This is a genomic window from Bacillus sp. 01N45 (assembly GCF_056399205.1).
Genome location: NZ_JBFTQW010000016.1, coordinates 61,470 through 83,284, shown reverse-complemented (window position 1 = coordinate 83,284; position 21,815 = coordinate 61,470). Strand labels below are relative to the sequence as shown.

21 protein-coding genes are annotated in these 21,815 nt (G+C 35.9%); 2 read left to right on the top strand and 19 right to left on the bottom strand.

Going from position 1 to position 21,815, the window contains the following annotated elements; all coding sequences use genetic code 11:
* Positions 1–41: 41 nt before the first annotated feature.
* From murF to AC1DMU_RS26520, 12 genes are all read right to left on the bottom strand, one after another.
* Positions 42–1,418: a UDP-N-acetylmuramoyl-tripeptide--D-alanyl-D-alanine ligase gene (gene murF, locus AC1DMU_RS26575; RefSeq protein WP_088061739.1), complete on the bottom strand. Its 1,377-nt coding sequence runs from the start codon at positions 1,416–1,418 to the stop codon at positions 42–44.
* Positions 1,419–1,478: 60 nt separating this feature from the next.
* On the bottom strand, positions 1,479–2,564 hold the full coding sequence (locus AC1DMU_RS26570; protein ID WP_088061737.1) for a D-alanine--D-alanine ligase: 1,086 nt from the start codon (positions 2,562–2,564) through the stop codon (positions 1,479–1,481).
* Between the two features lie 369 nt (positions 2,565–2,933).
* Positions 2,934–4,205, bottom strand: a complete 1,272-nt coding sequence (locus AC1DMU_RS26565) for an MDR family MFS transporter (RefSeq protein ID WP_048542888.1) — start codon at positions 4,203–4,205, stop codon at positions 2,934–2,936.
* A gap of 108 nt (positions 4,206–4,313) precedes the next feature.
* The gene (locus tag AC1DMU_RS26560; protein WP_000809356.1) at positions 4,314–5,729 is read right to left on the bottom strand and encodes an amino acid permease; all 1,416 of its coding nucleotides are present in this window, start codon (positions 5,727–5,729) and stop codon (positions 4,314–4,316) included.
* 231 nt (positions 5,730–5,960) lie between these two features.
* Entirely contained in the window at positions 5,961–7,133 is a 1,173-nt protein-coding gene (locus AC1DMU_RS26555) for a homogentisate 1,2-dioxygenase (protein WP_048542891.1), read from the bottom strand.
* Positions 7,099–8,055, bottom strand: coding sequence for a fumarylacetoacetate hydrolase family protein (locus tag AC1DMU_RS26550; RefSeq protein WP_000674024.1), 957 nt, complete (start codon positions 8,053–8,055; stop codon positions 7,099–7,101). Before AC1DMU_RS26550 ends, AC1DMU_RS26555 begins: the two co-directional genes overlap by 35 nt.
* Positions 8,056–8,121: 66 nt before the next feature.
* Positions 8,122–9,240: a 4-hydroxyphenylpyruvate dioxygenase gene (gene hppD, locus AC1DMU_RS26545; protein WP_000810916.1), complete on the bottom strand. Its 1,119-nt coding sequence runs from the start codon at positions 9,238–9,240 to the stop codon at positions 8,122–8,124.
* 310 nt (positions 9,241–9,550) lie between these two features.
* Entirely contained in the window at positions 9,551–9,661 is a 111-nt protein-coding gene (locus tag AC1DMU_RS26540; RefSeq protein ID WP_001083700.1) for a DUF3948 family protein, read from the bottom strand.
* 42 nt (positions 9,662–9,703) lie between these two features.
* Entirely contained in the window at positions 9,704–9,820 is a 117-nt protein-coding gene (locus AC1DMU_RS26535; RefSeq protein ID WP_000654250.1) for a DUF3948 family protein, read from the bottom strand.
* A 35-nt stretch (positions 9,821–9,855) separates the two neighbouring features.
* Complete coding sequence (locus AC1DMU_RS26530) at positions 9,856–9,963, bottom strand: DUF3948 family protein (protein WP_000664237.1); 108 nt, start codon at positions 9,961–9,963, stop codon at positions 9,856–9,858.
* A 41-nt stretch (positions 9,964–10,004) separates the two neighbouring features.
* Entirely contained in the window at positions 10,005–10,112 is a 108-nt protein-coding gene (locus tag AC1DMU_RS26525; RefSeq protein ID WP_000664237.1) for a DUF3948 family protein, read from the bottom strand.
* A 41-nt stretch (positions 10,113–10,153) separates the two neighbouring features.
* Positions 10,154–10,261, bottom strand: coding sequence for a DUF3948 family protein (locus AC1DMU_RS26520; RefSeq protein WP_000664237.1), 108 nt, complete (start codon positions 10,259–10,261; stop codon positions 10,154–10,156).
* Between the two features lie 450 nt (positions 10,262–10,711).
* On the opposite strand from AC1DMU_RS26520, the gene AC1DMU_RS26515 reads away from it, so the two are divergent.
* Positions 10,712–11,584: a Cof-type HAD-IIB family hydrolase gene (locus AC1DMU_RS26515; RefSeq protein WP_088061735.1), complete on the top strand. Its 873-nt coding sequence runs from the start codon at positions 10,712–10,714 to the stop codon at positions 11,582–11,584.
* Between the two features lie 37 nt (positions 11,585–11,621).
* On the opposite strand, the gene AC1DMU_RS26510 is transcribed toward AC1DMU_RS26515, so the two are convergent.
* The 6 genes from AC1DMU_RS26510 to AC1DMU_RS26485 all read right to left on the bottom strand — a co-directional run bounded on the left by AC1DMU_RS26510 (position 11,622) and on the right by AC1DMU_RS26485 (position 19,237).
* A complete protein-coding gene (locus AC1DMU_RS26510; RefSeq protein ID WP_088061733.1) occupies positions 11,622–12,587 on the bottom strand; it encodes an ABC transporter ATP-binding protein in 966 nt (321 codons plus the stop codon).
* Positions 12,584–13,564 carry an ABC transporter ATP-binding protein gene (locus tag AC1DMU_RS26505; RefSeq protein ID WP_000030797.1) on the bottom strand — a complete coding sequence of 327 codons (981 nt, stop codon included), beginning with the start codon at positions 13,562–13,564 and terminating at the stop codon, positions 12,584–12,586. Before AC1DMU_RS26505 ends, AC1DMU_RS26510 begins: the two co-directional genes overlap by 4 nt.
* A gap of 10 nt (positions 13,565–13,574) precedes the next feature.
* On the bottom strand, positions 13,575–14,498 hold the full coding sequence (opp4C, locus tag AC1DMU_RS26500) for an oligopeptide ABC transporter permease (RefSeq protein WP_000447957.1): 924 nt from the start codon (positions 14,496–14,498) through the stop codon (positions 13,575–13,577).
* A 12-nt stretch (positions 14,499–14,510) separates the two neighbouring features.
* Positions 14,511–15,467 carry an ABC transporter permease gene (locus AC1DMU_RS26495; protein WP_000860732.1) on the bottom strand — a complete coding sequence of 319 codons (957 nt, stop codon included), beginning with the start codon at positions 15,465–15,467 and terminating at the stop codon, positions 14,511–14,513.
* A 108-nt stretch (positions 15,468–15,575) separates the two neighbouring features.
* On the bottom strand, positions 15,576–17,303 hold the full coding sequence (locus AC1DMU_RS26490) for an ABC transporter substrate-binding protein (RefSeq protein WP_048542902.1): 1,728 nt from the start codon (positions 17,301–17,303) through the stop codon (positions 15,576–15,578).
* Positions 17,304–17,536: 233 nt separating this feature from the next.
* Entirely contained in the window at positions 17,537–19,237 is a 1,701-nt protein-coding gene (locus AC1DMU_RS26485; RefSeq protein ID WP_088061731.1) for an ABC transporter substrate-binding protein, read from the bottom strand.
* Positions 19,238–19,474: 237 nt separating this feature from the next.
* Here AC1DMU_RS26485 and AC1DMU_RS26480 point away from each other — a divergent pair, with 237 nt between their 5' ends.
* Positions 19,475–19,672, top strand: a complete 198-nt coding sequence (locus tag AC1DMU_RS26480) for a hypothetical protein (protein ID WP_000369258.1) — start codon at positions 19,475–19,477, stop codon at positions 19,670–19,672.
* Positions 19,673–19,913: 241 nt separating this feature from the next.
* On the opposite strand, the gene abc-f is transcribed toward AC1DMU_RS26480, so the two are convergent.
* A complete protein-coding gene (gene abc-f, locus AC1DMU_RS26475) occupies positions 19,914–21,794 on the bottom strand; it encodes a ribosomal protection-like ABC-F family protein (RefSeq protein ID WP_088061729.1) in 1,881 nt (626 codons plus the stop codon).
* Positions 21,795–21,815: the final 21 nt, after the last annotated feature.

The following is a 21,815-nucleotide window of genomic DNA, read 5'->3' as shown; positions in this document are numbered from 1 at the left end:
CTTCTATTTTCGCATCTATCATCCCTATTTATATACACCAATTATTTCAACATCGTAATTACTTCTTCCAATTTCATGCCGCGAGATGCTTTTATTAATACAACATCTTTCACATCAACTACTGCTTGTAACTCTTTTACTAGCTCCTCTTTATTATCATACGCTTTTACACGCTCAATAGGGAAATTAATTTTCGCTCCTTCAGCAATTTGAGCCCCTAATTTACCATATGTGAACACATATGAGATTTTTGCTGGATCGATTAATTTACCTACCTCATAATGGAATTGTACTTCTTGATCACCAAGTTCTAGCATATCACCAAGTACAACAATTTTTTTAGCAAATCCATCTAAACCATTCATTAGGTGGAACGCTGCTTCCATAGCCGTTGGACTTGCATTATAAGCATCATTGATAATTGTTAAACCACTATTTGTTTTTACAATTTCCATACGCATGCCTGTCATTTGAAGTGTTACTAAACCTTCTTTCATCTCTTCCCACGTTACACCAAAATATTTCGCAATTGCCATTGAAGCAAGCGTATTGTACACATTGTGTTTTCCTAATACTGGTAAGTAGAATGAAATATTTTCTTCTCTATTCATTTTAAAATGTGTCCCAGTTGCCTGTAATGTTACAGTCGTTGGATAGTAATCATTTGCTCTAGCATCACCAAACGTAACTGTTTCAGCTATTAAATTCATTTCAGGAACACGATTTGTTAATAATGGCTCATCTCCGTTATATACGAATACTCCACCTTCTTGTAATCCTGTCACAATTTCTAATTTCGCTTCAGCAATTGCTTCACGAGAGCCTAAGTCCATTAAATGTGCCTCACCGATGTTCGTAATGATAGCTGCATTTGGACGTGCTAACTTAGATAAGAATTCAATTTCCCCTCGACTGGACATACCCATCTCTAATACAGCTACTTCTGTATCTTCTTCTAAGTTTAAAATAGTAAGAGGTAACCCAATATGGTTATTAAAGTTTCCTTCTGTTTTTTGAACTTTGAATTTAGTCGCAAGAAGACTTGTTACAATATCTTTTGTAGATGTTTTACCGTTACTCCCTGTCACACCAATAACTTTCACATCCAATTGATTGCGATAGTTTTTCGCTAACATTTGTAATGCTGATAACGTGTCTTCCACAAAAATAACGGGAAGATTCTCAGGTGGATTTGCTACATCTTTCATCCATAATGTCGCCACAGCTCCATTTTCAACGGCTTTATCTACAAAAGCATGTCCATCGAAACGTTCACCTTGAATCGGAACATATAAGTTTCCATTTTCAATTTTTCTCGTATCAATAGAGACTCCTTGTATAGTAATTCCCTCATATTGCTCTGCTAATCCCGTACCATTTACCATCTGTTCTACTTGTTTTAACGTTCGATTTATCATGAGAACACTCCTTACATAGAGGAAGCACTATTCCTGCGAATAGTGCTTCCTCCTTTTTTGTTAGATTGTATATTTAATTTTTTGTTTTTCTTCGTGACGCTCAATCGCTAAACGAATTAGCTCTTCAATTAATTCCGGATACGGTAATCCAGTATGTTGCCATAGTAGAGGGAACATACTAAACGGCGTAAATCCTGGCATCGTATTCACTTCGTTAATATATACTTCTCCGTCTTTCGTTAAGAAGAAATCAGCTCTTGTTAAGCCAGCACTATCTAAAGATTGGAATGCAATAATCGCATCTCGCTTAATGACATTAGACTCTTCTTCTGTCATTTCAGCCGGAATAATTAATGCTGTATCACCATCGATATATTTCGACTTATAATCATAGAAGTCCTTTTTCGGTACGATTTCACCTACAACTGAACATTTCGGTTCAACATTACCTAATACACCAACTTCTACTTCACGTCCAACAATATTTTCTTCTACAATAATTTTGCGGTCAAATTGGAACGCCTCTTCAAATGCATTCTCAAGCTCTTCACGATTTTTACACTTATTAATACCAACACTTGAACCAAGGTTTGCTGGTTTTACGAAGCAAGGATATCCTAAAACTTCTTCTACTTTTTCATATGCTGTTTCACGATCTTTTTCCCATGCACTACGAATAAACGATGCATACTTCGCTTGTTTCAATCCAGCTTCTGCGAAGATGTTTTTCATAACAACTTTATCCATACCAGCAGCAGATGCTAGAACACCATTTCCTACATAAGGAATGTTCATTAATTCTAATAATCCTTGAACCGTTCCATCTTCACCATTTGGTCCATGTAATAATGGGAAAATAACGTCGATAGCGTTTTCCTCAGAAGCTACAGATGGAATGATTTCTGTGCTTAATGATAACGGAGAAATCGCATTTTCTGCGCCGCTCATTTTTAGAACTTCAACATCTGTTACTTCACCTTCAATACGCTCACCGCGCACCCATTGACCTTGTTCTGTAATATAAATTGGATGAATCTCGAATTTATCTTGATTTAATGCTTTAATAGCAGCAAGAGCCGTTTGTAGCGAAACTTGATGCTCAGCTGATTTTCCACCATATAATAAACCTAATTTAATTTTTGTCACTGAAATCACCCTAACCAATTGTTTTCATTTTTCTATTTTAGCACTTTTTATAAAAATAGGTAGTTCCTATTTGAAATAAAATGTAACTTCCACAAATAATTAAATGACACCACTTATTGGTTTTCTATACTTTTTCTACTTAACTTTCTTCATAAATATACAAAATTAAATTCTAAAATACAGCGAAACTTTAATTAACGAGGGGCCATCCCCACTAATTATCAGCCCGCACCAATCGGACAGTTATCTCCCGCCGAATTTTGAGGTGGAAGTCTTACTGCCCACAAATAGCGGGATAAAATTGTAATCCAATCTAGTTATGTACCTAAAATATGTAGAAATCCCCTTTTTGTGTATGTCATCTACTCATTAAGAAGATTGTTTCGTCAGTGTGCCTTTTTGCCTTTGCTCAACGAGACGATCTAAAGAAACATATACAATACCTGCAACTACACATCCTACAGCTAAAATTGTAAATAGAAAGTGGCCAAGTAATCGATCCAATAAAAAACCGCCAAGAAGTGGACCGAATGCGCCTCCTGTAATCCACTGCAAACTGGCAGCTCCCATATAAGTCCCTCTCAAGTGCTCAGGGGCCAAATTCGCTACAAACGTCATCTGTACAGGCGACATAATCATCTCACCTAACGTATATATGGCATAAACGAACAGCAACGTTATTAAAATAATCGTAGCATTTGCATCAAATTCTCCAAACCACTTCGGTAACCATCCTATAAAGAACAAACCAACACCGAACAAACATGCACCATATAACATCGTCTTTCCGACAGGTTTATCTGTGGCCCATTTTGAAATTTGAAATTGGAACAACACAACTAATAGTCCATTTAAAGCCATTAAATATGGATATGGATTGTTAGTTCCAAAAATGCCTTTCATTTCATTATCAAAGTGCAGCGGCAACATGCCCTCTGTTTGAGAAAATCCCATCGAAATAATGATACCTGCTAACAAATAAATCATTAGTGCCTTATCTCTCATTACAATTTTCCAAACCGCCTCTGATTCCTTTTCTTTATTCTCTTCTTTAGTCGCACTCTTTGGCATTGTCTCTTGAATAAGAATGAATACAAGTAATGCATAAAATAACATCGTAGACGAGGCAATAATAAACACAAGGTTCTTCGACAACATAACTACTGAAGCACCCATTATCGGGCCAATTGCAGCACCTATATTGTGCCCCATTCGTAATAAACCATATGCTTCTGTTCTTTTTTCAGGTGCTGTTACATCCGCAACCATTGCTGATGCAGCGGGATGGAATAATGAATTACTGAGCCCTAAAAAAATAGATAAAATAGCATAAGGAATAAATCCTTCTATAAATAAAAAACCTAGCATGAACAAAGCATTACTCACCATTGAAAAAATCATTATTGGCTTTCTTCCATATATATCAGCAATCCTCCCACCAAGAAGAGAACCGAAACTTGCGGCAATCGGAGAAAGTGCCATAATAACCCCTACTTCCAATAACGAATCCACCTTATCTTTTAAATATAGGGCAAAAAAAGGCATCAACATCATCATTGCAATTCCATTTAACGTTTCGCCAATAAACCGAATCCATATGTTTCGGTCCATCTCCCTTAACTCACGCCACGTATTTTTCATACATTCCCCCCTCAGTTCCCCAACAATTATATTATATACGCAATCAGAAAAATGTAAATTTTCAGAACAAAAAATCCATCCTAACAGAATTAGAATGGATTTTTCAACTTATAAATTCGCTGCATCTTCTTCGTCTTTACTATTATTTAAAGCACTATGTTTTCGGCTATATAAGAAGTAAACCGCAATACCGATAACCATCCATACCCCAAAACTAATCCAAGCAGTTCCGGATAACTGAAGCATTAAATATAAACAAAAAATCACCGTTAATGCTGGTAAAAATGGTACAAGCGGTGCCTTAAATGCTCTTGGTAAATCCGGATGAGTTCTTCTCATTACAATAACAGCAACAGCTACAAGTGCAAAGGCTGATAAAGTCCCCATATTTACAAGATGCGCTAACACATTTAAATCTATTAATCCTGAAATAAGTGCTGCAATAATTCCTGTTGTCCATGTATTTAAAAATGGTGTTTTAAATTTTGGATGGACTTTAGCAAGGCGCTTCGGCAATAATCCATCTCTGCTCATTGCATACGAAACACGTACTTGCCCATACATCATAACTAACATTACTGTTGTGATTCCTGTAATTGCTCCTACTGAAATTACTCCCGCTAAACTATCTTGTCCAATAAATTGAAGTGCAAAAGCAACTGGATCTGATATATTTAACTGTCCGTATGGAACAATTCCTGTCAAAATAAGTGAAACAACAATATAAAGAACCGTACAAATTAATAAAGATGCAATAATGCCAATTGGTAAATCACGTTGTGGACGTTTCACTTCTTCTGCTGCCGTTGAAACTGCATCAAACCCTATGAATGCAAAAAACACTGTAGCAGCTCCAGCCATTACACCATCTAAGCCAAACGGCATAAAAGGTGTCCAATTTTCAGGTTTTACATAATTAAAACCAGCAAAGATAAATATGAGAACAACCGCTAATTTAATAAACACCATAATGTTATTTATTCGTGCACTTTCACGAACACCTCTAGATAAAAGAACTGTCATTACTAAAATAATTAGAACCGCAGGCAAATCAATTATTCCACCCTTTCCTGTACCAGGGGCCGAGGAGAGAATGGTAGGAATATGGATCCCAAATCCCTTTAATAAAGATTGAAAATAAGCGGACCAACCGTTTGCTACAGCAGATGTAGCGAGTAAATACTCAAGCATTAAGTCCCATCCAATTAAAAATGCGAATACCTCTCCCATCGTCGCATATGTGTACGTATACACACTGCCTGAGACAGGAACTGAAGAAGCGAATTCAGCATAACAAAATGCAGCAAAGGCACAGGCTAACGCGGCTATCGCAAATGATAATATAATAGCTGGTCCAGAATGTTTTGCTGCTACCACGCCCGTTAGAACAAAAATACCTGTTCCAACAATTGCCCCGATTCCAAGCATAGTTAAATCCAATGCACCCAATGTTCTTGCTAACGTCTTTTGCTTACTCTCTTGCATTAGCTTTGCAATAGGCTTCTTTTGAAAAATTTGCTTCATAGCATGCTCCTCCAAGTTTTAAATTTTCTGAAAATTTTTAATTCGCTTTTTTATTTTACTCATTGCACTTTCCCCAGTCAATACTTTTGTCGAAATAAGTAGAAATCTTTCGGAACATACAATATCCTTATCGTTGTTTCTATATATCTTTCCGTATTTTTTTTTGGTATTATTATACATGTCGATTCCACAAAAGAGGCATGCTCACTTATTGAGCATGCCTCTTTTTACCTATTTCACAGTATGTGAACCTTCTTCAATCCAGCTATACATATATTTTTCATCTTCTGTTTCATGTGCTTGCTTTACAATACGAAGCGGACGGAACGTGTCTATCATAACAGCTAGTTCAAGTGTTTCTTTCTTCCCTATACTTCCCTCTGTTTTCCCAGGATGCGGCCCATGAGGAATTCCGCTCGGATGAAGTGTAATAGAACCTTCTTCCACACCTTTCCGGCTCATAAAGTTTCCTTCTACATAGTACAGTACTTCATCACTATTCACGTTACTATGATAATATGGTGCCGGAATAGATTCTGGATGATAGTCGTATAAACGTGGTACGAAAGAACAAATAACGAAATTGTGACCTTCGAACGTTTGATGTACTGGAGGTGGCTGATGAATACGACCTGTGATTGGTTCAAAGTCCTCTACATTAAAGACCCACGGATATAAATAGCCATCCCAACCAACAACATCTAACGGATGGTGCCCTAAAACATGTTTATGCATATAGCCTCGCGACTTTGTCATTACGACAAACTCACCTTTTTGATCATACGTCTCTAATTTTTCAGGACCACGAATATCTCTCTCACAAAACGGACTATGCTCTAACAATTGTCCATATTCATTCCGATAACGACGCGGCGTTGTGATTTGACTATTTGCCTCTACAACAAGAAACTTAGTCTCTCCCTCATCTGGAATAACACGATAAATCGTTCCAATTGGGATTGTTACATAATCACCTTTTCGATAGTGAATCGTTCCAAACATCGTTTCAATTTTCCCTGTTCCGTAATGAACAAATAACATTTCATCACCATCACCATTACGGTAGAAATAGTCCATTTTTTCTGTTGGAGCCACTACTCCAATTAATAAATCCTCATTCCCAAGCATAAAATTCCTTCCGCTTACTGCATCGCCAGTTTTTTTATTTTCTTTCGTGCGAAAATGACGATGAGCAAGAGCTACATCTTCTTCATACTGCAACTGACAAGAATGAGATAATGCCGCATGACCTACTTCCGTTGGCATATAATGATGGTACAAAATAGATTGCGTACCAGAAAAACCTTTTGTTCCCATTACCTGTTCGCGATAAAGCGACCCATCTTTTTTACGGAATTGTACATGTCGTTTATGAGGTAGCTCCCCCATGTGACGATAAAACATGCCCATCACCTGCTTCCATTTCTTTTTTGACCGTATTACGTAACGTACCTAAACCAGTAATCGTAAGTTCTACAACATCCCCATCTTGCAGCCACTCTTCCGTACCCAGTTCTAAAACACAACCTGTTCCTACTGTCCCAGAACCAATCACATCGCCTGGATATAACGTAACGTCTTCCGAAGCACGTTCAATCATTTCAGCAAATGTATAGTAAATATCTTGGAAGTTCCCCTTTGATAATAGCTTTCCATTTACATGAGCAGTCATCTCTAACTCATAACGGTCACCGTTACGATAAACATCCAATTCCTCTTTCGTAACAAGGTGCGCTCCTAATGAAGTTGCAAAATCTTTTCCTTTTGCTGGACCAAGTCCTACCTTCATTTCTGTTGCTTGTAAGTCCCTTGCACTCCAGTCGTTCATAATACAATAACCAAAAATGTATTCCTCTGCTTGCTCACGAGAAATATTTCTTCCTTCTTTCCCAATTACGCAAGCGATCTCTAACTCATAATCAAGCTTTTTAGATTTCTTCGGACCAATTACAAAATCATCTGGACCAATTACAGCACGATGGTTCGTAAAATAAAAAACCGGGATATCGTACCATTCAGGTACAACCTCTAGCCCTCTCCGGCCGCGGGCCGTTTTTACATGCTGTTCAAACGCGTAAAAATCCCGAATACTACTCGGATTAGGAATTGCCGCCGCTAATTGCACTTCCTCTAAGGAATATATACCCTTTTCCGGATTCTCCATATTACGCAATACTTCTACATACTCATCCGCTTTCTCTAAAAAGGCGAACATAGAAGAAGGTAATTTTCCATCACTAGCAAGATTCATATCAATTACTTTGTCACCTTCAAGCCATCCAGCTCGCATTTCTTTCGAAGGAAGACGAAATGTAACAAATTTCATCATGATTCCTCCCTATGAAAATGAAATTTCCACCAGCAAAGAGACTTTTGCTGGTGGATACAAATCTTATAAGTTTCCGCGACGTTCCTGTTCTCTTTCAATTGATTCAAATAATGCTTTAAAGTTCCCTTCTCCAAATCCGCGAGAACCTTTACGTTGAATAATTTCAATAAATAAAGTTGGACGATCTACAATTGGTTTCGTAAAGATTTGTAGTAAGTATCCTTCCTCATCGCGATCTACTAAAATCTTTAATTCTTTTAACCTATCAATTTCTTCATCAATTTTCCCAACTCGCGCACTTAACTCATCATAATAAGTATCAGGTGTATCTAAAAACTCCACGCCATTTTCACGAAGTGCTTCCACTGTTTTAACGATATCGCTTGTTAATAAAGCAAGATGTTGTACACCTGCTCCATTATAGAATTCTAGATATTCTTGAATTTGCGATTTTCTCTTTCCATCTGCTGGCTCGTTAATAGGGAACTTAATACGACTTCCATTTGTCATAACTTTCGACATTAATGCTGAATACTCTGTACTAATATCGTCATCATCAAAATGAATCATTTGTTTAAAGCCCATAACATTCTCATAATAGCTAACCCATTCTTCCATTTTCTCAACATTACCAACTACGTGATCTACAGCAATTAAACCTGACTCTTCAAATGGAATATTAAACTCCACTTGTTGGAATCCTGGCATAAATGTTCCTTTATAATTTTTACGCTCTACAAGCGTGTGAATTGTATCACCATACGTACCAATAACTGCTTTTTTCAGTGTACCGTTCTCGTCTGTTAATTCCACAGGTGGAGCAATTGCAACGGCACCACGTTTTACAGCTTCCGAATATGCTTTGTCAACATCGTCAACAAGTAAAGCAACATCTTTTACACCATCACCATGTGTCTTTACAAATTCTGCGATACGATTATCGCTACTTAAAGCTCCAGACACAACAAAACGCATATTTTTTTGCACAAGAACATAAGATACCTTTTCACGGTTACCAGTTTCTAATCCAGAGTAAGCCACAATTTTGAACCCGAATGCTCTCGCGAGGTAATAACTTGATTGCTTTGCATTTCCTACGTAAAATTCCAAATGATCTACATCACGTACCGGAAAAAAGTCCTCCATTTGTGCAGCTAGCGTATCCATAGATTTTTGTTTCATAAAATCCTCATCCCCCTGTAAATAGATTAAATGGTTCATACTTAAAACCAACCGAAAACGCTTCCAACATCAATTAATAGAAATTAGTTAGCAAGCTAACAAATTCTGACCTTTAAAATTTTCTATCTTTTCTGTCAAATCCCTCTTTTTTTCTTACATATAAAATTCGACTTTTTTCTCTTTACATGACGGAGGGAATATTCATACTTGAAGGTATATAGGAGAGGAAAACAAAAAAGACCCCAACATATTAACTACTTACTAATATGCTAGAGTCTTTATTTTTTTTGAATGATTGTATTTATATGTCTCATACTAATACATTTGCAAGGAATAAAATAAATGATGTTAATACTACCGCTCCACCTAATGATCCTAATAAATCTGTTTTTGTTACTTGTAACACTTGTTCACTGTTCATATTCCTCATTCTCCTTTCATTTTGTATGATTTAAAACTTCTATTATACTAATACACTTGATAGAAATACGATTAATGCCGTTAATACTACTGCTCCACTTGCTGATCCTACGAAATCACCTTTTGTTACTTGTAATACTTGCTCTTTCATATCTTTCATTCTCCCTTCTATTTTCTTTTGTTACAAAACTTCTATTATACTAATACGCTTGATAGAAATACGATTAATGCCGTTAATACTACCGCCCCACTTGCTGATCCTACGAAGTCACCTTTTGTTACTTGTAATACTTGCTCTTTCATTTTGCATTCTCCTCTCTTTTTCTTTTATTAGAAAACTTCTATTATACTAATACGCTTGATAGAAATACGATTAATGCCGTTAATACTACTGCTCCACTTGCTGATCCTACGAAGTCACCTTTTGTTACTTGTAATACTTGCTCTTTCATTTTGCATTCTCCTCTCTTTTTCTTTTATTACAAAACTTCTATTATACTAATACGCTTGATAGAAATACGATTAATGCTGTTAATACTACTGCTCCACTTGCTGATCCTACGAAGTCACCTTTTGTTACTTGTAATACTTGCTCTTTCATTTTATGTATCCTCCTTTTTAATAAGTTATCTATATGTAATTTCTAAGAAATGTTTATTTCATAGTTTTTATGTTAGCGTTACATTAAAGTTATTAACGTAACGTTTGTAACATTAATGTAACATAACTATTGTTACGTTGCAATATAATTACGTAAATTTTATTACACTTTTTTTACGTTTTTTATAAACACCCTTAAAAACCCTGTTTTAATGCACTTTCTACTAAGTTGACGTTTGTAATGTTATTGTAATATTACAGTCATATAACGAAACACCCTCATACCTACCTCTATTTTTGTTACAAATTAAAGTGCATATTCAAAGTAATAAGATGGCGCCTATCAACTTTTTACTGACGGTTCACGCAAGATAAAATACGATCTTTCCAAGATAAGTTTATATGTTTCCTCTATATAACTATGTATAATAAAAGCAAAGAGGTGGTCATTTTGAAATTAATCGCATTAGATATGGATGGTACGCTACTATCATCTAATCTTGAAATCTCCAAGGAGAACTTACAAGCTATCCAAACTGCAAAAGAGGATGGTCATATAGTCATGATTTGTTCTGGTCGTGCAAAAGAGGATGCTTTAAAATTATTGGAAGAATATAAACTATCTCTTCCAGTTGGAGCGAGCAATGGGGCAATTGTTTATGTGGATGGAAAAGTAATTAACTCGCGTTGTTTACAAAACGATAAAGTATACAAGCTTGCAAAATTACTAGAATCTGAAGGTTTTCCTTATAAGCTATATACGAATAAAGGAGTTTATTCTCCATATACATGGCAAGATCAAGTCATGCAAGCGTTCGAAGAAAACAAGCATGCACTAGATGTTACACTTGAAGAACTTGAAAGAATTACAGAAAAACAAAAGAAATCAAACTTAATTACTGATTTCCAAAAAATCGAAGATGTTGTAAATAATCCAGAATTAGAAATATCTAAATTCTTCATTTTGACATTTAATGCAGCGCATCGTGCACAGCTATTAAGCATGTTACAAGAAGACACTGATATTTCAGTTACAGCATCAGCTCCTACTAATGTAGAAATTATGGATAAGCACGGTCATAAAGGGAACGGTCTACAAGAAATGGCTGCTTATTTCAATATACCAATTGAAGATACTATTGCGATCGGGGACAACTTTAATGATGTGCCAATGTTACAAGTAGCTGGCTTATCAGTTGCAATGGGAAATGCTGAAGAAGATGTAAAAAAACTATGTGATGTCGTAACATTAACAAATAATGAGCATGGTGTTGCTCACGCAATCGAGAAATTTGTATTGAAACAAACTTCATCTAGTAAATAAAAAAAGGACTCTTTCAATTTGAAAGGGTCCTTTTCTTTTATACATGATGACAAGCAACAAAATGCTCTTCACCAACATTACGGAATTCTGGTACCGTTTGTTTACAAATATCTGTTGCAAACGGGCAACGTGTATGAAAGCGACAACCCGAAGGTGGATTTGCTGGACTTGGAATATCACCCTCTAGTATAATCCGCTCTCGCTTCACTGTTGGATCTGGTATTGGCACAGCTGATAACAATGCTTTTGTATACGGATGCAGTGGGTTCGTAAATAACTCATCACGCGGCGCTGTTTCCACAATCGTTCCTAAATACATAATTCCAATTTTCGTACATAAGTGCTCTACTACGCTTAAATCATGAGAAATGAACAAATAAGATAGTCCCTTTTTCTCCTGTAACTCACTAAATAAATTAATGATCTGTGCTTGAATAGATACATCTAGTGCTGCCACAGGTTCGTCAGCTACTATAAATTCCGGATTTAATACCATAGCTCTTGCGATAACGATACGCTGACGTTGTCCACCAGAAAACTCATGAGGATACCGGTCAATATGATATGGGGCTAAGCCACATAACTCTAATACTTCTGTCACTTTTTCACGAACATTTTCTTTCGTCGCTAGTCCGTGAGCCAACATCGGCTCGCCAAGTGCTTCTCCAATCCTCATTCTCGGATTTAATGAGCTAAATGGATCTTGAAACACAAGCTGCATATTAGGACGATGTTTTCTCAATTCCTCTTTTGATAGAGAATGAACATTGTGTCCTTTAAACTTCACTTCTCCCTCCGTTTTTTGAACGAGACGTAAAATTGTTTTTCCTATCGTCGTTTTTCCGCTTCCTGATTCACCAACGAGACCGAACACTTCGCCTTTATTAATAGTAAAACTTACTCCATCAACTGCTTTCACATGTCCAATCGTTCTACTAAATATGCCGCCTTTAATTGGGAAATATGTTTTTAAGTTTTTTACTTCTAATAATGGTTCACTCATTGTCCCGCACGCTCCTCATATAACCAGCAAGCTACTTTATGATTCTCATCATGTACATTCAGATTTGGCGCTTCTTCTTTACATATTTCCATACAATGCTCACAACGACCGCTAAAGTAGCAAAATTCATCCAAACCAACTAAATTAGGAACCTGCCCTGGAATAGAATATAATTTATCTATTCGTTTTCCCATCACTGGTTTTGATTTCAACAACCCTTTCGTATACGGGTGTTTCGGATTTTGGAATATTTCTAGTACTGGTGCCTCTTCAATAACTTTCCCGCCATACATAACGACAACGTAATCAGCCATCTCAGCTACAACGCCTAAATCATGTGTAATTAATAAAATGGATGTTTTAAATTCTTCTTTTACTTGTCTTAATAAGTCTAATATTTGAGCTTGAATCGTAACATCAAGAGCCGTTGTCGGTTCATCCGCAATTAATAACTTCGGATTACAACTAAGTGCAACAGCAATCATAATACGTTGTAACATGCCACCACTCAGTTCATGCGGATAAGAATGGACGATTTCATCTGCACGAGCTATACCAACTTTACGAATTAACTCAATTGCCTTCTTATACGCTTCATTTTTGCTAAGTAATTCATGCTCTCTTAACGTCTCTACAATTTGTTCACCTACAGTGAAGACAGGATTTAGCGATGTCATCGGTTCTTGGAAAATCATCGCAATATCATTTCCTCGTAAACTACGAAGCTCTTTCTCTTTCATTCCTAAAAGACTTTTTCCTTCATATAAGATATCTCCACCTACTACACTGCCTGATTCAGCAATAAGTCCCATAATAGATAAAGCTGTTACACTTTTCCCGCAACCCGATTCGCCTACAACACAAACCGTTTCACCTTCTCGAACTGTAAAACTAACATGATTCACAGCCTTTACTGTTCCTTCTTCTGTCTGAAAGTGTGTTTGTAAGTCTTTCAGCTCTACTACCGCTTTACTCATACCTTCTCACCTACCGTCTCATCTTTGGATCTAACGCATCACGAAGTGCATCACCAAGTAAATTAATTGATACAACTGTTATAAAGATTGCAAAACCAGGCGGAATCCATAACCACGGACGCTTTTGGAAATCAATTAATGAGTTAGCTGCGCTAATCATATTCCCCCATGATGGTGTAGGTGGGACGACGCCGAGACCTAAGTAGCTTAGTGCGGATTCACTCAAAATTGAACCTGCAACGCCCAAAGTTGCTACAACAATAAGCAACGGAAAGACGTTAGGAATTAAATGATGAATAATTTTCCGAGAATCCTTTAATCCTAATACATCTGCTGCTTGCATAAAGGCTTGCTCCCGCAATGTTAAAATTTGTCCTCTCACAAGCCGGGCAAGTCCTGGCCATCCTACTAAACTTAAAATAATCATTACAACATATAAACGGTATTCCGATGGTAATTTCCATTCTGATAAAATTGCTCCCATTATAATAAGTAGCGGTAATCCCGGAATGGACATTAACACATCCGCAACACGCATAATTAAATGATCTACAACCCCTCGATAAAAACCAGCAATTGCTCCTAATAAAGCTCCTAGTATAACGGATAATAGCATCGACGCTAAACCAATTGTTAATGAAATACGCCCTGCTTGCATAAGTCTAGTTAAAATATCCCGTCCCAATTGGTCTGTTCCAAGCCAATGTGACAGGCTGGGTGGTTTATTAATTTGTGTTACTTGTACTTTCCCATCAGCATACGGCGAAAAGATTGGACCGATAAAACTAAATAAAAACATAAATATTAAAACGTATAAGCCACACAGTGCCATCTTATTTTTCTTAATTTTTTTATACGCTTGACGCCATGGTGATGATTCATTTCTCTTTTTTCGTTCTTTCTTTTTCTCTATTATTGGTGTAATAGTCTCCATATCTTTCCCCCCTTACTTCAATCGAATTCTTGGATCAACAAACGCATATACAATATCAGCTAAGAAATTAGCCATAATTGTTAAACAAGAAAGAAACATTGTAAAGGCCATTAATACCGTATAATCACGGAAGTTTAATGCTTCTAATTGAATACTCCCAATCCCTGGCCAATTAAAAATCTGTTCAATAATAATCGCTCCTGAAAATAAACCAGGTAATTCAAAAGCAAGTAATGTAATTGCTGGCAAAATTGCATTTTTCAATGCATGTTTATAAATAACGGTTCTTTCTTTTAAACCTTTTGCACGAGCAGTACGAATATAATCTTGCCTAACAACATCCAACATGCTAGTTCTAAAATATCGTGTTAATGATCCTACACCAAGAAGCGTTAAAATAAATACAGGTAGAATCATATGACGTAATACTTCTAATATGTATGCTATTCCTGTTGAGTTACTTCCAATATCAATCATGCCACCAATAGGTAATAACTTTAAATCAACTGCTAATAATTTAATTAAAAATAATCCGATAAAGAATGATGGAAATGACATTGCTGCAAAGACACCGATTGTTACCAATCTATCAAACCAAGAGTGCTGCTTTGTTGCAGAAATAACCCCAATAATAAGAGCAATAATCCAAGTGAAAAATAAAGCTGCAACAGCAACGATAAATGTATTCCAAATAAATTTATTAAGTAATGAAGTTACAGGTTCTTGATACTGTAGAGAAAATCCAAAATCACCATGCAAAGCATTCACTAACCATTGAAAATATCTTTCAATAATTGGTTTGTTTAAGCCATACAATTCCCTTAACTCTTGAGCTCTCTCTGGTGTTAACTTAGGATTTGAATCAATATAATCCCCCGGCAAAAGTGCAAATAAGAAAAAAATAATAATAGATGTACCAAACAATGTAGGGATCATTTGAAGGAACCTACGAACGATATATGTTTTCACCTTTTGTCTCCCCAATCCTATTTACTTAAAAATAGAAGAACATTTTTTCAAAACAGCTACTATCCCATCGCTGTATGAAAAAACGCCTTCTATTATTTAGGTCAACCCTTATTGTTCAATAGATAACACTGGTAAGTTGGAACTAATGCTATCGTACTTTTCTGGATCAATTCCTTTTATACGTGCATTATGAGCATAAAGTAGTTTACGATAGTTTAATAAAATAACTGGTGGATCATCACTTAACTCTTTATACAGTTCTTTATAAATTGCTTTACGTTTTTCAATATCTGTCGTCCCTATACCTTTTACAATCAAGTCATCTACTTTCGGGTTGTTATAACCCGTATCACTTTTTGGATTAGTTGATAAGTAATCACTTACAACTTCACTTGGATCACTAATTCCTGGTGTTGAAACTGCCGCTAAATCGTAGTCACCTTTTCCTACTTTTGAAAGCATCGTATTAAAGTCCATCAACTCTGGATTTAATTCAACACCGATTTCTTTGTAACTTTCTTTTGCAATTGGAATAAAGATATCATTTGTTTTACCTGTATTTGATGCGTAGTATGTTAATTTTAGTTTTTGACCATCTTTTTCACGAACCCCGTCAGAACCTACTTTCCAACCAGCCTCATCCAATAATTTTTTAGCCTTTTCTACGTCGTGTGGATATTTATTAATACCTTCTTCTGTATATGCCCATGAAACTGGCGCAATTGGTACGTTAGCAACAGATCCATATCCTTGTAAAGCTGTATCCACATACTTCTTACGGTCTAATCCATAAGTAAGTGCTTGACGTACCTTCTTATCTTTCAAATACGATTTCTTATTATTTACATAGATATAAGCAATATCACTTGATGACTCAAGATTAATATTTGCAAACTCTAATCCTTTTAATTGGTCTATATTCTCAGGATTTGCTCTAAATCCACTATAGTCCAGTTCACCTGTTTGGAATAATTGGAATCCAGTATCACCTGATGTGATTTTGTAAATAAAGTTTTTGATTTTTGGTTTACCTGCATAATAATTTTCATTAGCAACAAAGCGTACTTCTTGACCTGGAACATATTTTTCAAATTTATATGGACCCGCTGCAATTGGTTGCCCATATAATGCTTTTAAATAGTCTAAACTTGTATTTTGTTTATAATCTTTTCCATAATAAGCTTTTGATAGCACTGGGCCACCTAAATTAGTTAGCGCCTGTGAATTAACTTTTTCAGTTGTAATTTTAATTGTCTGTGGATCAACAACTTGAATTCCTTCAATAGAAGTTGCTTTTCCTTCTTTATATTCTTTTCCACCTTTAACAGCATACTGAGCAATATCCATTCCACCTTCATACGCTTTATCATGAAGTAGTGTTAATGTAAATGCTACGTCCTCCGCCGTTAAAGGCGAACCATCACTAAATTTTAGATTTTTACGTAAATGGAATGTATAAGTTAACTGGTCAGCAGAAATATCCCATTTTTCTGCAAGATCCGGAATAGGTTTACTTTGTTTGTCTGTTGTTACTAATGACGCAAAAATAACAGATGTTACATTTCCATCCCAACCATTATCTTGAAAATACGGAAGAAAAACTCCCCCTGGCTTAGAAATGGCTGTAATAAAAGTATCTTTTCGCTGATTTGCTTTCTCTGGACTTTTCTTTTTATCTGTAGCTGGGATTGATTCAATCTTAGCGTCTTTTAAATCCTGCTTTTTTACCGGTTCTGTAGAAGCCGTATCTTCCTGTCCCCCACAAGCAGATAACACAAGCGAACTACTCAATAATACTGAAAATACACCAGCCCATTTTTTTGTCTTTTTCTTCATTGTCCCCACCCTAACTTTTTTAATAATTAAACCTTATGAATTGCTTGCCTTATGTATGCCTCCCACAGCAACATTTTATAGCCAATCGGAAAAGTCGGTTTTAATCGTAAAAAAATAGATGTTTTTGAGGGGTAACAATCCTATTCCGACCTTTCCAGTAGACTTTATGGTTATTAGCTTATATCGTCAGTTATATTTTGTCAATTCTTTCTAAATAAATATTTTGAAAATTTTTATTCTATCTTTAATTTAGGTAAACTTAATAAAATACCGTTATAGTTATCTTCTTGTAATCCTTGAATTCGTGCATTATGTGCAGACACCACTTTGCTATTATTCAAGAAGATTACAGGCGGGTCTTCGCTTAATTCTTGATATAACTTTTTATAAATTTCTTTTCGCTTTTCAATATCCAACGTTTCTAATGCTTGCTTAGCTAATTCATCTACTTTCGGATTATAATATCCATCATAATTTCGTTTACTTGTTGAAACAAACTCTTCAATCGTTCCGCTCGGATCATCAATCATTGGCGTAGATACCATCGCTAAATCATAATCACCTTTTATCACTTTTGAAATCATCGTATTAAAGTCCATATATTCTGGGTTAAACTCTACACCCAACTTTTTATAATCTTCTTTCATCACAGGAATCATTACATCATTTATTTTACTTGCTGATGAGGCAAAATAACTTACTTTCAATTTTTGTCCATCTTTTTCACGAATTCCATCCGAACCCGCTTTCCATCCAGCCTCATCCAGTAATTTCTTCGCCTTCTCTAAATTATACTCATATTTATTAATGCCCTCTTCTGTATACGCCCATGAAACTGGCGTAATCGGTACATTAACGAGTGACGCATATCCTTGGAAATACGTATCAATAACCTTTTGACGCTCTAATCCGTAAATAAATGCTTGGCGGACACGTTTATCTTTAAAGTATGGCTTCTTATAATTCATTTTAATGTAGCCATAAGAGCTTCCTGTATACACATTAATATTAGCAAAACCTAAATCTTTTAATTGCTCAATGGTCTCCACGTTTGTCGTAAAACCATCATAATCTACTTCTCCTGCTTGAAATTGTTGTAACTTCGTATCACCCTTTGTAATTTTATAAATAAAGTGCTCAATCTTCGGTTTTCCTTCAAAATAATTTTCATTTGCTACAAATCGAACCTCTTGACCAGGAATATATTTATCCAATTTATAAGCTCCTGCTCCCACCGGCTTTCCATATAACTCTTTTAAGTACTCCAAGTGTCCTTGTTTATACTCTCTCCCATAATAAGCTTTAGATATAACTTCTCCACCGATTAATGATAATGTTTGAGCATTTACCTTTTCAGTCGTAATCGTAATTGTTTTCGGATCAATGATTTGAATTCCTTCAATAGAGGTTGCCTTTCCTTCTTTATAAGCTTGCCCACCTTTTATTGCTGTTTGGCTTATATCAGTCGCACCACTATAAGTTGGATCATGTAATAACGTTAATGTAAATGCTACATCATCTACAGTTAACGGTGAACCATCACTAAACTTTAAATCATCTTTCAAATGGAATGTATATGTAAGCTGATCCTCCGAAATCTCCCACTTTTTCGCTAATATTGGAATTGGCTTTCCTTCCTTATCCAGCCCAACAAGGGGCGCGAAGATAGCTTGCGTTATGTTACCATCCCATCCATTCTCCATAAAGTGCGGAAGGAATATCCCTCCAGGACTTGGCATTCCAACTACAAAAGTATCTTTTCTTTCTTTTACTTTTGTAGGACTTTTTGCTTTGTCGCTTGCTTTAATAAATTCATCTTTTACTTTTGGTACGTTCCCGGCTTCATTTGTACTTGCTTCCTCTTGACCACATCCGGCTAGTAATACCGATACACTAAGAAATCTAGCAAGTGCTCCTTTAAAAGTATTTTTCATTGCCCTCTCACCTTTACCTTCCTAATTTTTATCGATGCAGGAACATAGGCCTCCTCCCTGTAGCTATCTTTATTTTTCCTATAAAAATAGTATGAATTAATTTCAAGATTATTCCTTTCCTTTAAACATGTCAATCGTTCTCTTTTATTTCTTATTAAAAAATTAAAAATTCACTTCTATTCGTTCAGTATGAAACATAGAATACTAATAACCAATTACCAAAAAGGGGGCGAAAACATGGACAACCTATTCCAATACGTCCTGCACTACGTATTATTAACAATTATGATAGTCGGGGCTCTATTACTATTCCCATTCTTCCCAAAGTTCGTCCTCTTTTTAGCTTTTTTTATTATGCTCGGGATCGCTATTATCATTTCAACAAGGGAAGATACCACACAAAAAGAAAACAGAGTTCAGCGTGTAAAGCTGTAACTCTGTTTTTTTATTTTCAATCCTGATTCGCTGTTACACATACTTATGTCTCGGGAAATAAGTAACCGATCAAAAAAACTAATATCATCTATGTTTTACAATCTATGCAAATTACGGAACAAAGATGTATCAAATTTACTGTTTCACGTGAAACACAATTTTTATTTTTCTCTTAAAGTAAAATATCAGTATAAAAAAGCGAATCCCTTCAGCAAAGCTGAAGGGATTCGCTTTCTACTTTTTACTCCACAATATTCTCTAACTCATTATATAAATCCGCTCGTAACAACTCTTTCTTCGTTTTTTCTTCATACAATTGTTCAAGCATTTCAACATCAACTACATGTTCCATCTTACACTCAAGCATATATATATCCTCTTCTACATGCATTAACTCCGTTTCAATATCCTCAACATTCCTAACTTCTTTCTTTTTTACAGGAGCTGTTGCCATACTTTTTCTTCCTTGGCGTTGCTGCTTTATTACTTGTTTCTCGAGCTTTTCTTCCCACTTTTGACGAGCCCATGCGTAGTTCCCTGCAAACTCAAATAATTTATGCTCATCAATCCAATACGTCTTTTCAAATAACTTATTTAAAAAATAACGATCATGTGAAACAGCTAAAATCGTCCCATTATATTGCTCAAGAGCTTCCTCTAAAACTTCCCTTGATTCAATGTCGAGATGGTTTGTCGGCTCATCTAAAATTAAAAAATTGATATCTTGATACATAAGTTGCGCAAGTCTTAATCTCATTTTTTCTCCACCGCTCAGTTGCGTTACTTTCTTAAACACCGCTGGACCATAAAATAAAAACTTAGCTAATATATGTCTCGCTTCTCCCTCTGTTACAGCTACATATTCCCTGAAAGCCTCTAATACATTACTCTTCATATTTCCGTACGCATGCTGTGATAAATAACCGATTTTCACACTACTACCAATTCGAATTTCTCCAGCGTCTGGTTTTATTTCTTCTAATAATAACTTTAGTAGCGTTGTCTTTCCTGTACCATTACGGCCAACGATCGCCGCACGCTCTTGAAAACGAACATGTAAATTCGCTTCGTTAAATAAAGGATGGCCAGCAAAACCTTTACTCACTTCTTTCATTAAAACAACGTCTTTCCCACTTCTCTCTTGCCCTTCAAACTGAAGTCCCATTTGTTTTCGTTCTAAAATAGGTTTCTTTAGTTTCTCTATACGTTCCAGTGCACGTTCCATACTTCTCGCTCTCTTATGCAATCCTTCATTCGGAGGATTCGCCTGATTTGCCCATTCACGTAGTCGCTTAATTGCTTCTTTCATTTTCTTTATTTTCTTTTGCTGTTCTTGATAAGCCTGAAACTCCTGAAGCAACCGTTCTTCCTTTTCGTCAACAAACTGAGAATAGTTCGTATGATACACGTGAATCTCTCCATCTTCTAAATCAAAAATCTTCGTTACAACTTCATCAAGGAAATAGCGATCATGTGAAATGACCATAACTGTTCCATTGTATTCTTTTAAAAATTGCTCTAGCCACTCTACGGCAAATAAGTCTAAATGATTGGTTGGTTCATCTAATAGAAGTAAATCTGGTTTCTGCAATAACATGTATGCAAGGCTTACCTTTGTTTGTTCCCCACCACTTAAATCCAAAAATGATCGTGGAAATAGTTCTGTCACCTGTAGACCATTTGCTACCTTCATCAAGTTGGCTTCTATTTCATAACCACCGAGAAACGCAAACTTTTCTTGAATTACTCCGTATCTCTCCATTAATTTTTGTAAAGCAGACGGTTCCAGTTCTTCCGCCATATTTTTTTCTAAAGCACGCATTTCTCTTTCCAATTCCTTTTCTGTTTTAAAAGCGGAACTCAATACATCATATACAGTCATACCTTCATCAAATTTCGGAATTTGTGCCACATGACCAATACGTGTACCTTTCTTCATATGAATGGCTCCTACATCTAAACTTTCCATTCCAGTTAGAAGCTGAAAGATTGTTGTCTTCCCACTACCGTTACGACCAACTAATCCAACACGTTCACCATTCTTTATTTCAAGCGATATATTTTCAAATATGATGTTTCCACCAAAAGATTTCGTTACATTATTTACACTACAAATTGTCATTTTCCGTACTCCTTTCAATAT

Coding starts and splice junctions, on each gene's coding strand:
- AC1DMU_RS26510 (WP_088061733.1), bottom strand. CDS start 12,587: ATGAGTGAACCATTATTAGAAGTAAAAAACTTAAAAACATATTTCCCA.
- AC1DMU_RS26485 (WP_088061731.1), bottom strand. CDS start 19,237: ATGAAAAATACTTTTAAAGGAGCACTTGCTAGATTTCTTAGTGTATCG.
- AC1DMU_RS26520 (WP_000664237.1), bottom strand. CDS start 10,261: ATGAAAGAGCAAGTATTACAAGTAACAAAAGGTGACTTCGTAGGATCA.
- abc-f (WP_088061729.1), bottom strand. CDS start 21,794: ATGACAATTTGTAGTGTAAATAATGTAACGAAATCTTTTGGTGGAAAC.
- AC1DMU_RS26550 (WP_000674024.1), bottom strand. CDS start 8,055: ATGAAATTTGTTACATTTCGTCTTCCTTCGAAAGAAATGCGAGCTGGA.
- AC1DMU_RS26555 (WP_048542891.1), bottom strand. CDS start 7,133: ATGTTTTATCGTCACATGGGGGAGCTACCTCATAAACGACATGTACAA.
- AC1DMU_RS26480 (WP_000369258.1), top strand. CDS start 19,475: ATGGACAACCTATTCCAATACGTCCTGCACTACGTATTATTAACAATT.
- AC1DMU_RS26540 (WP_001083700.1), bottom strand. CDS start 9,661: ATGAACAGTGAACAAGTGTTACAAGTAACAAAAACAGATTTATTAGGA.
- AC1DMU_RS26560 (WP_000809356.1), bottom strand. CDS start 5,729: ATGAAGCAAATTTTTCAAAAGAAGCCTATTGCAAAGCTAATGCAAGAG.
- AC1DMU_RS26505 (WP_000030797.1), bottom strand. CDS start 13,564: ATGAGTAAAGCGGTAGTAGAGCTGAAAGACTTACAAACACACTTTCAG.
- AC1DMU_RS26490 (WP_048542902.1), bottom strand. CDS start 17,303: ATGAAGAAAAAGACAAAAAAATGGGCTGGTGTATTTTCAGTATTATTG.
- AC1DMU_RS26525 (WP_000664237.1), bottom strand. CDS start 10,112: ATGAAAGAGCAAGTATTACAAGTAACAAAAGGTGACTTCGTAGGATCA.
- murF (WP_088061739.1), bottom strand. CDS start 1,418: ATGATAAATCGAACGTTAAAACAAGTAGAACAGATGGTAAATGGTACG.
- AC1DMU_RS26530 (WP_000664237.1), bottom strand. CDS start 9,963: ATGAAAGAGCAAGTATTACAAGTAACAAAAGGTGACTTCGTAGGATCA.
- AC1DMU_RS26565 (WP_048542888.1), bottom strand. CDS start 4,205: ATGAAAAATACGTGGCGTGAGTTAAGGGAGATGGACCGAAACATATGG.
- hppD (WP_000810916.1), bottom strand. CDS start 9,240: ATGAAACAAAAATCTATGGATACGCTAGCTGCACAAATGGAGGACTTT.
- opp4C (WP_000447957.1), bottom strand. CDS start 14,498: ATGGAGACTATTACACCAATAATAGAGAAAAAGAAAGAACGAAAAAAG.
- AC1DMU_RS26535 (WP_000654250.1), bottom strand. CDS start 9,820: ATGAAAGATATGAAAGAGCAAGTATTACAAGTAACAAAAGGTGATTTC.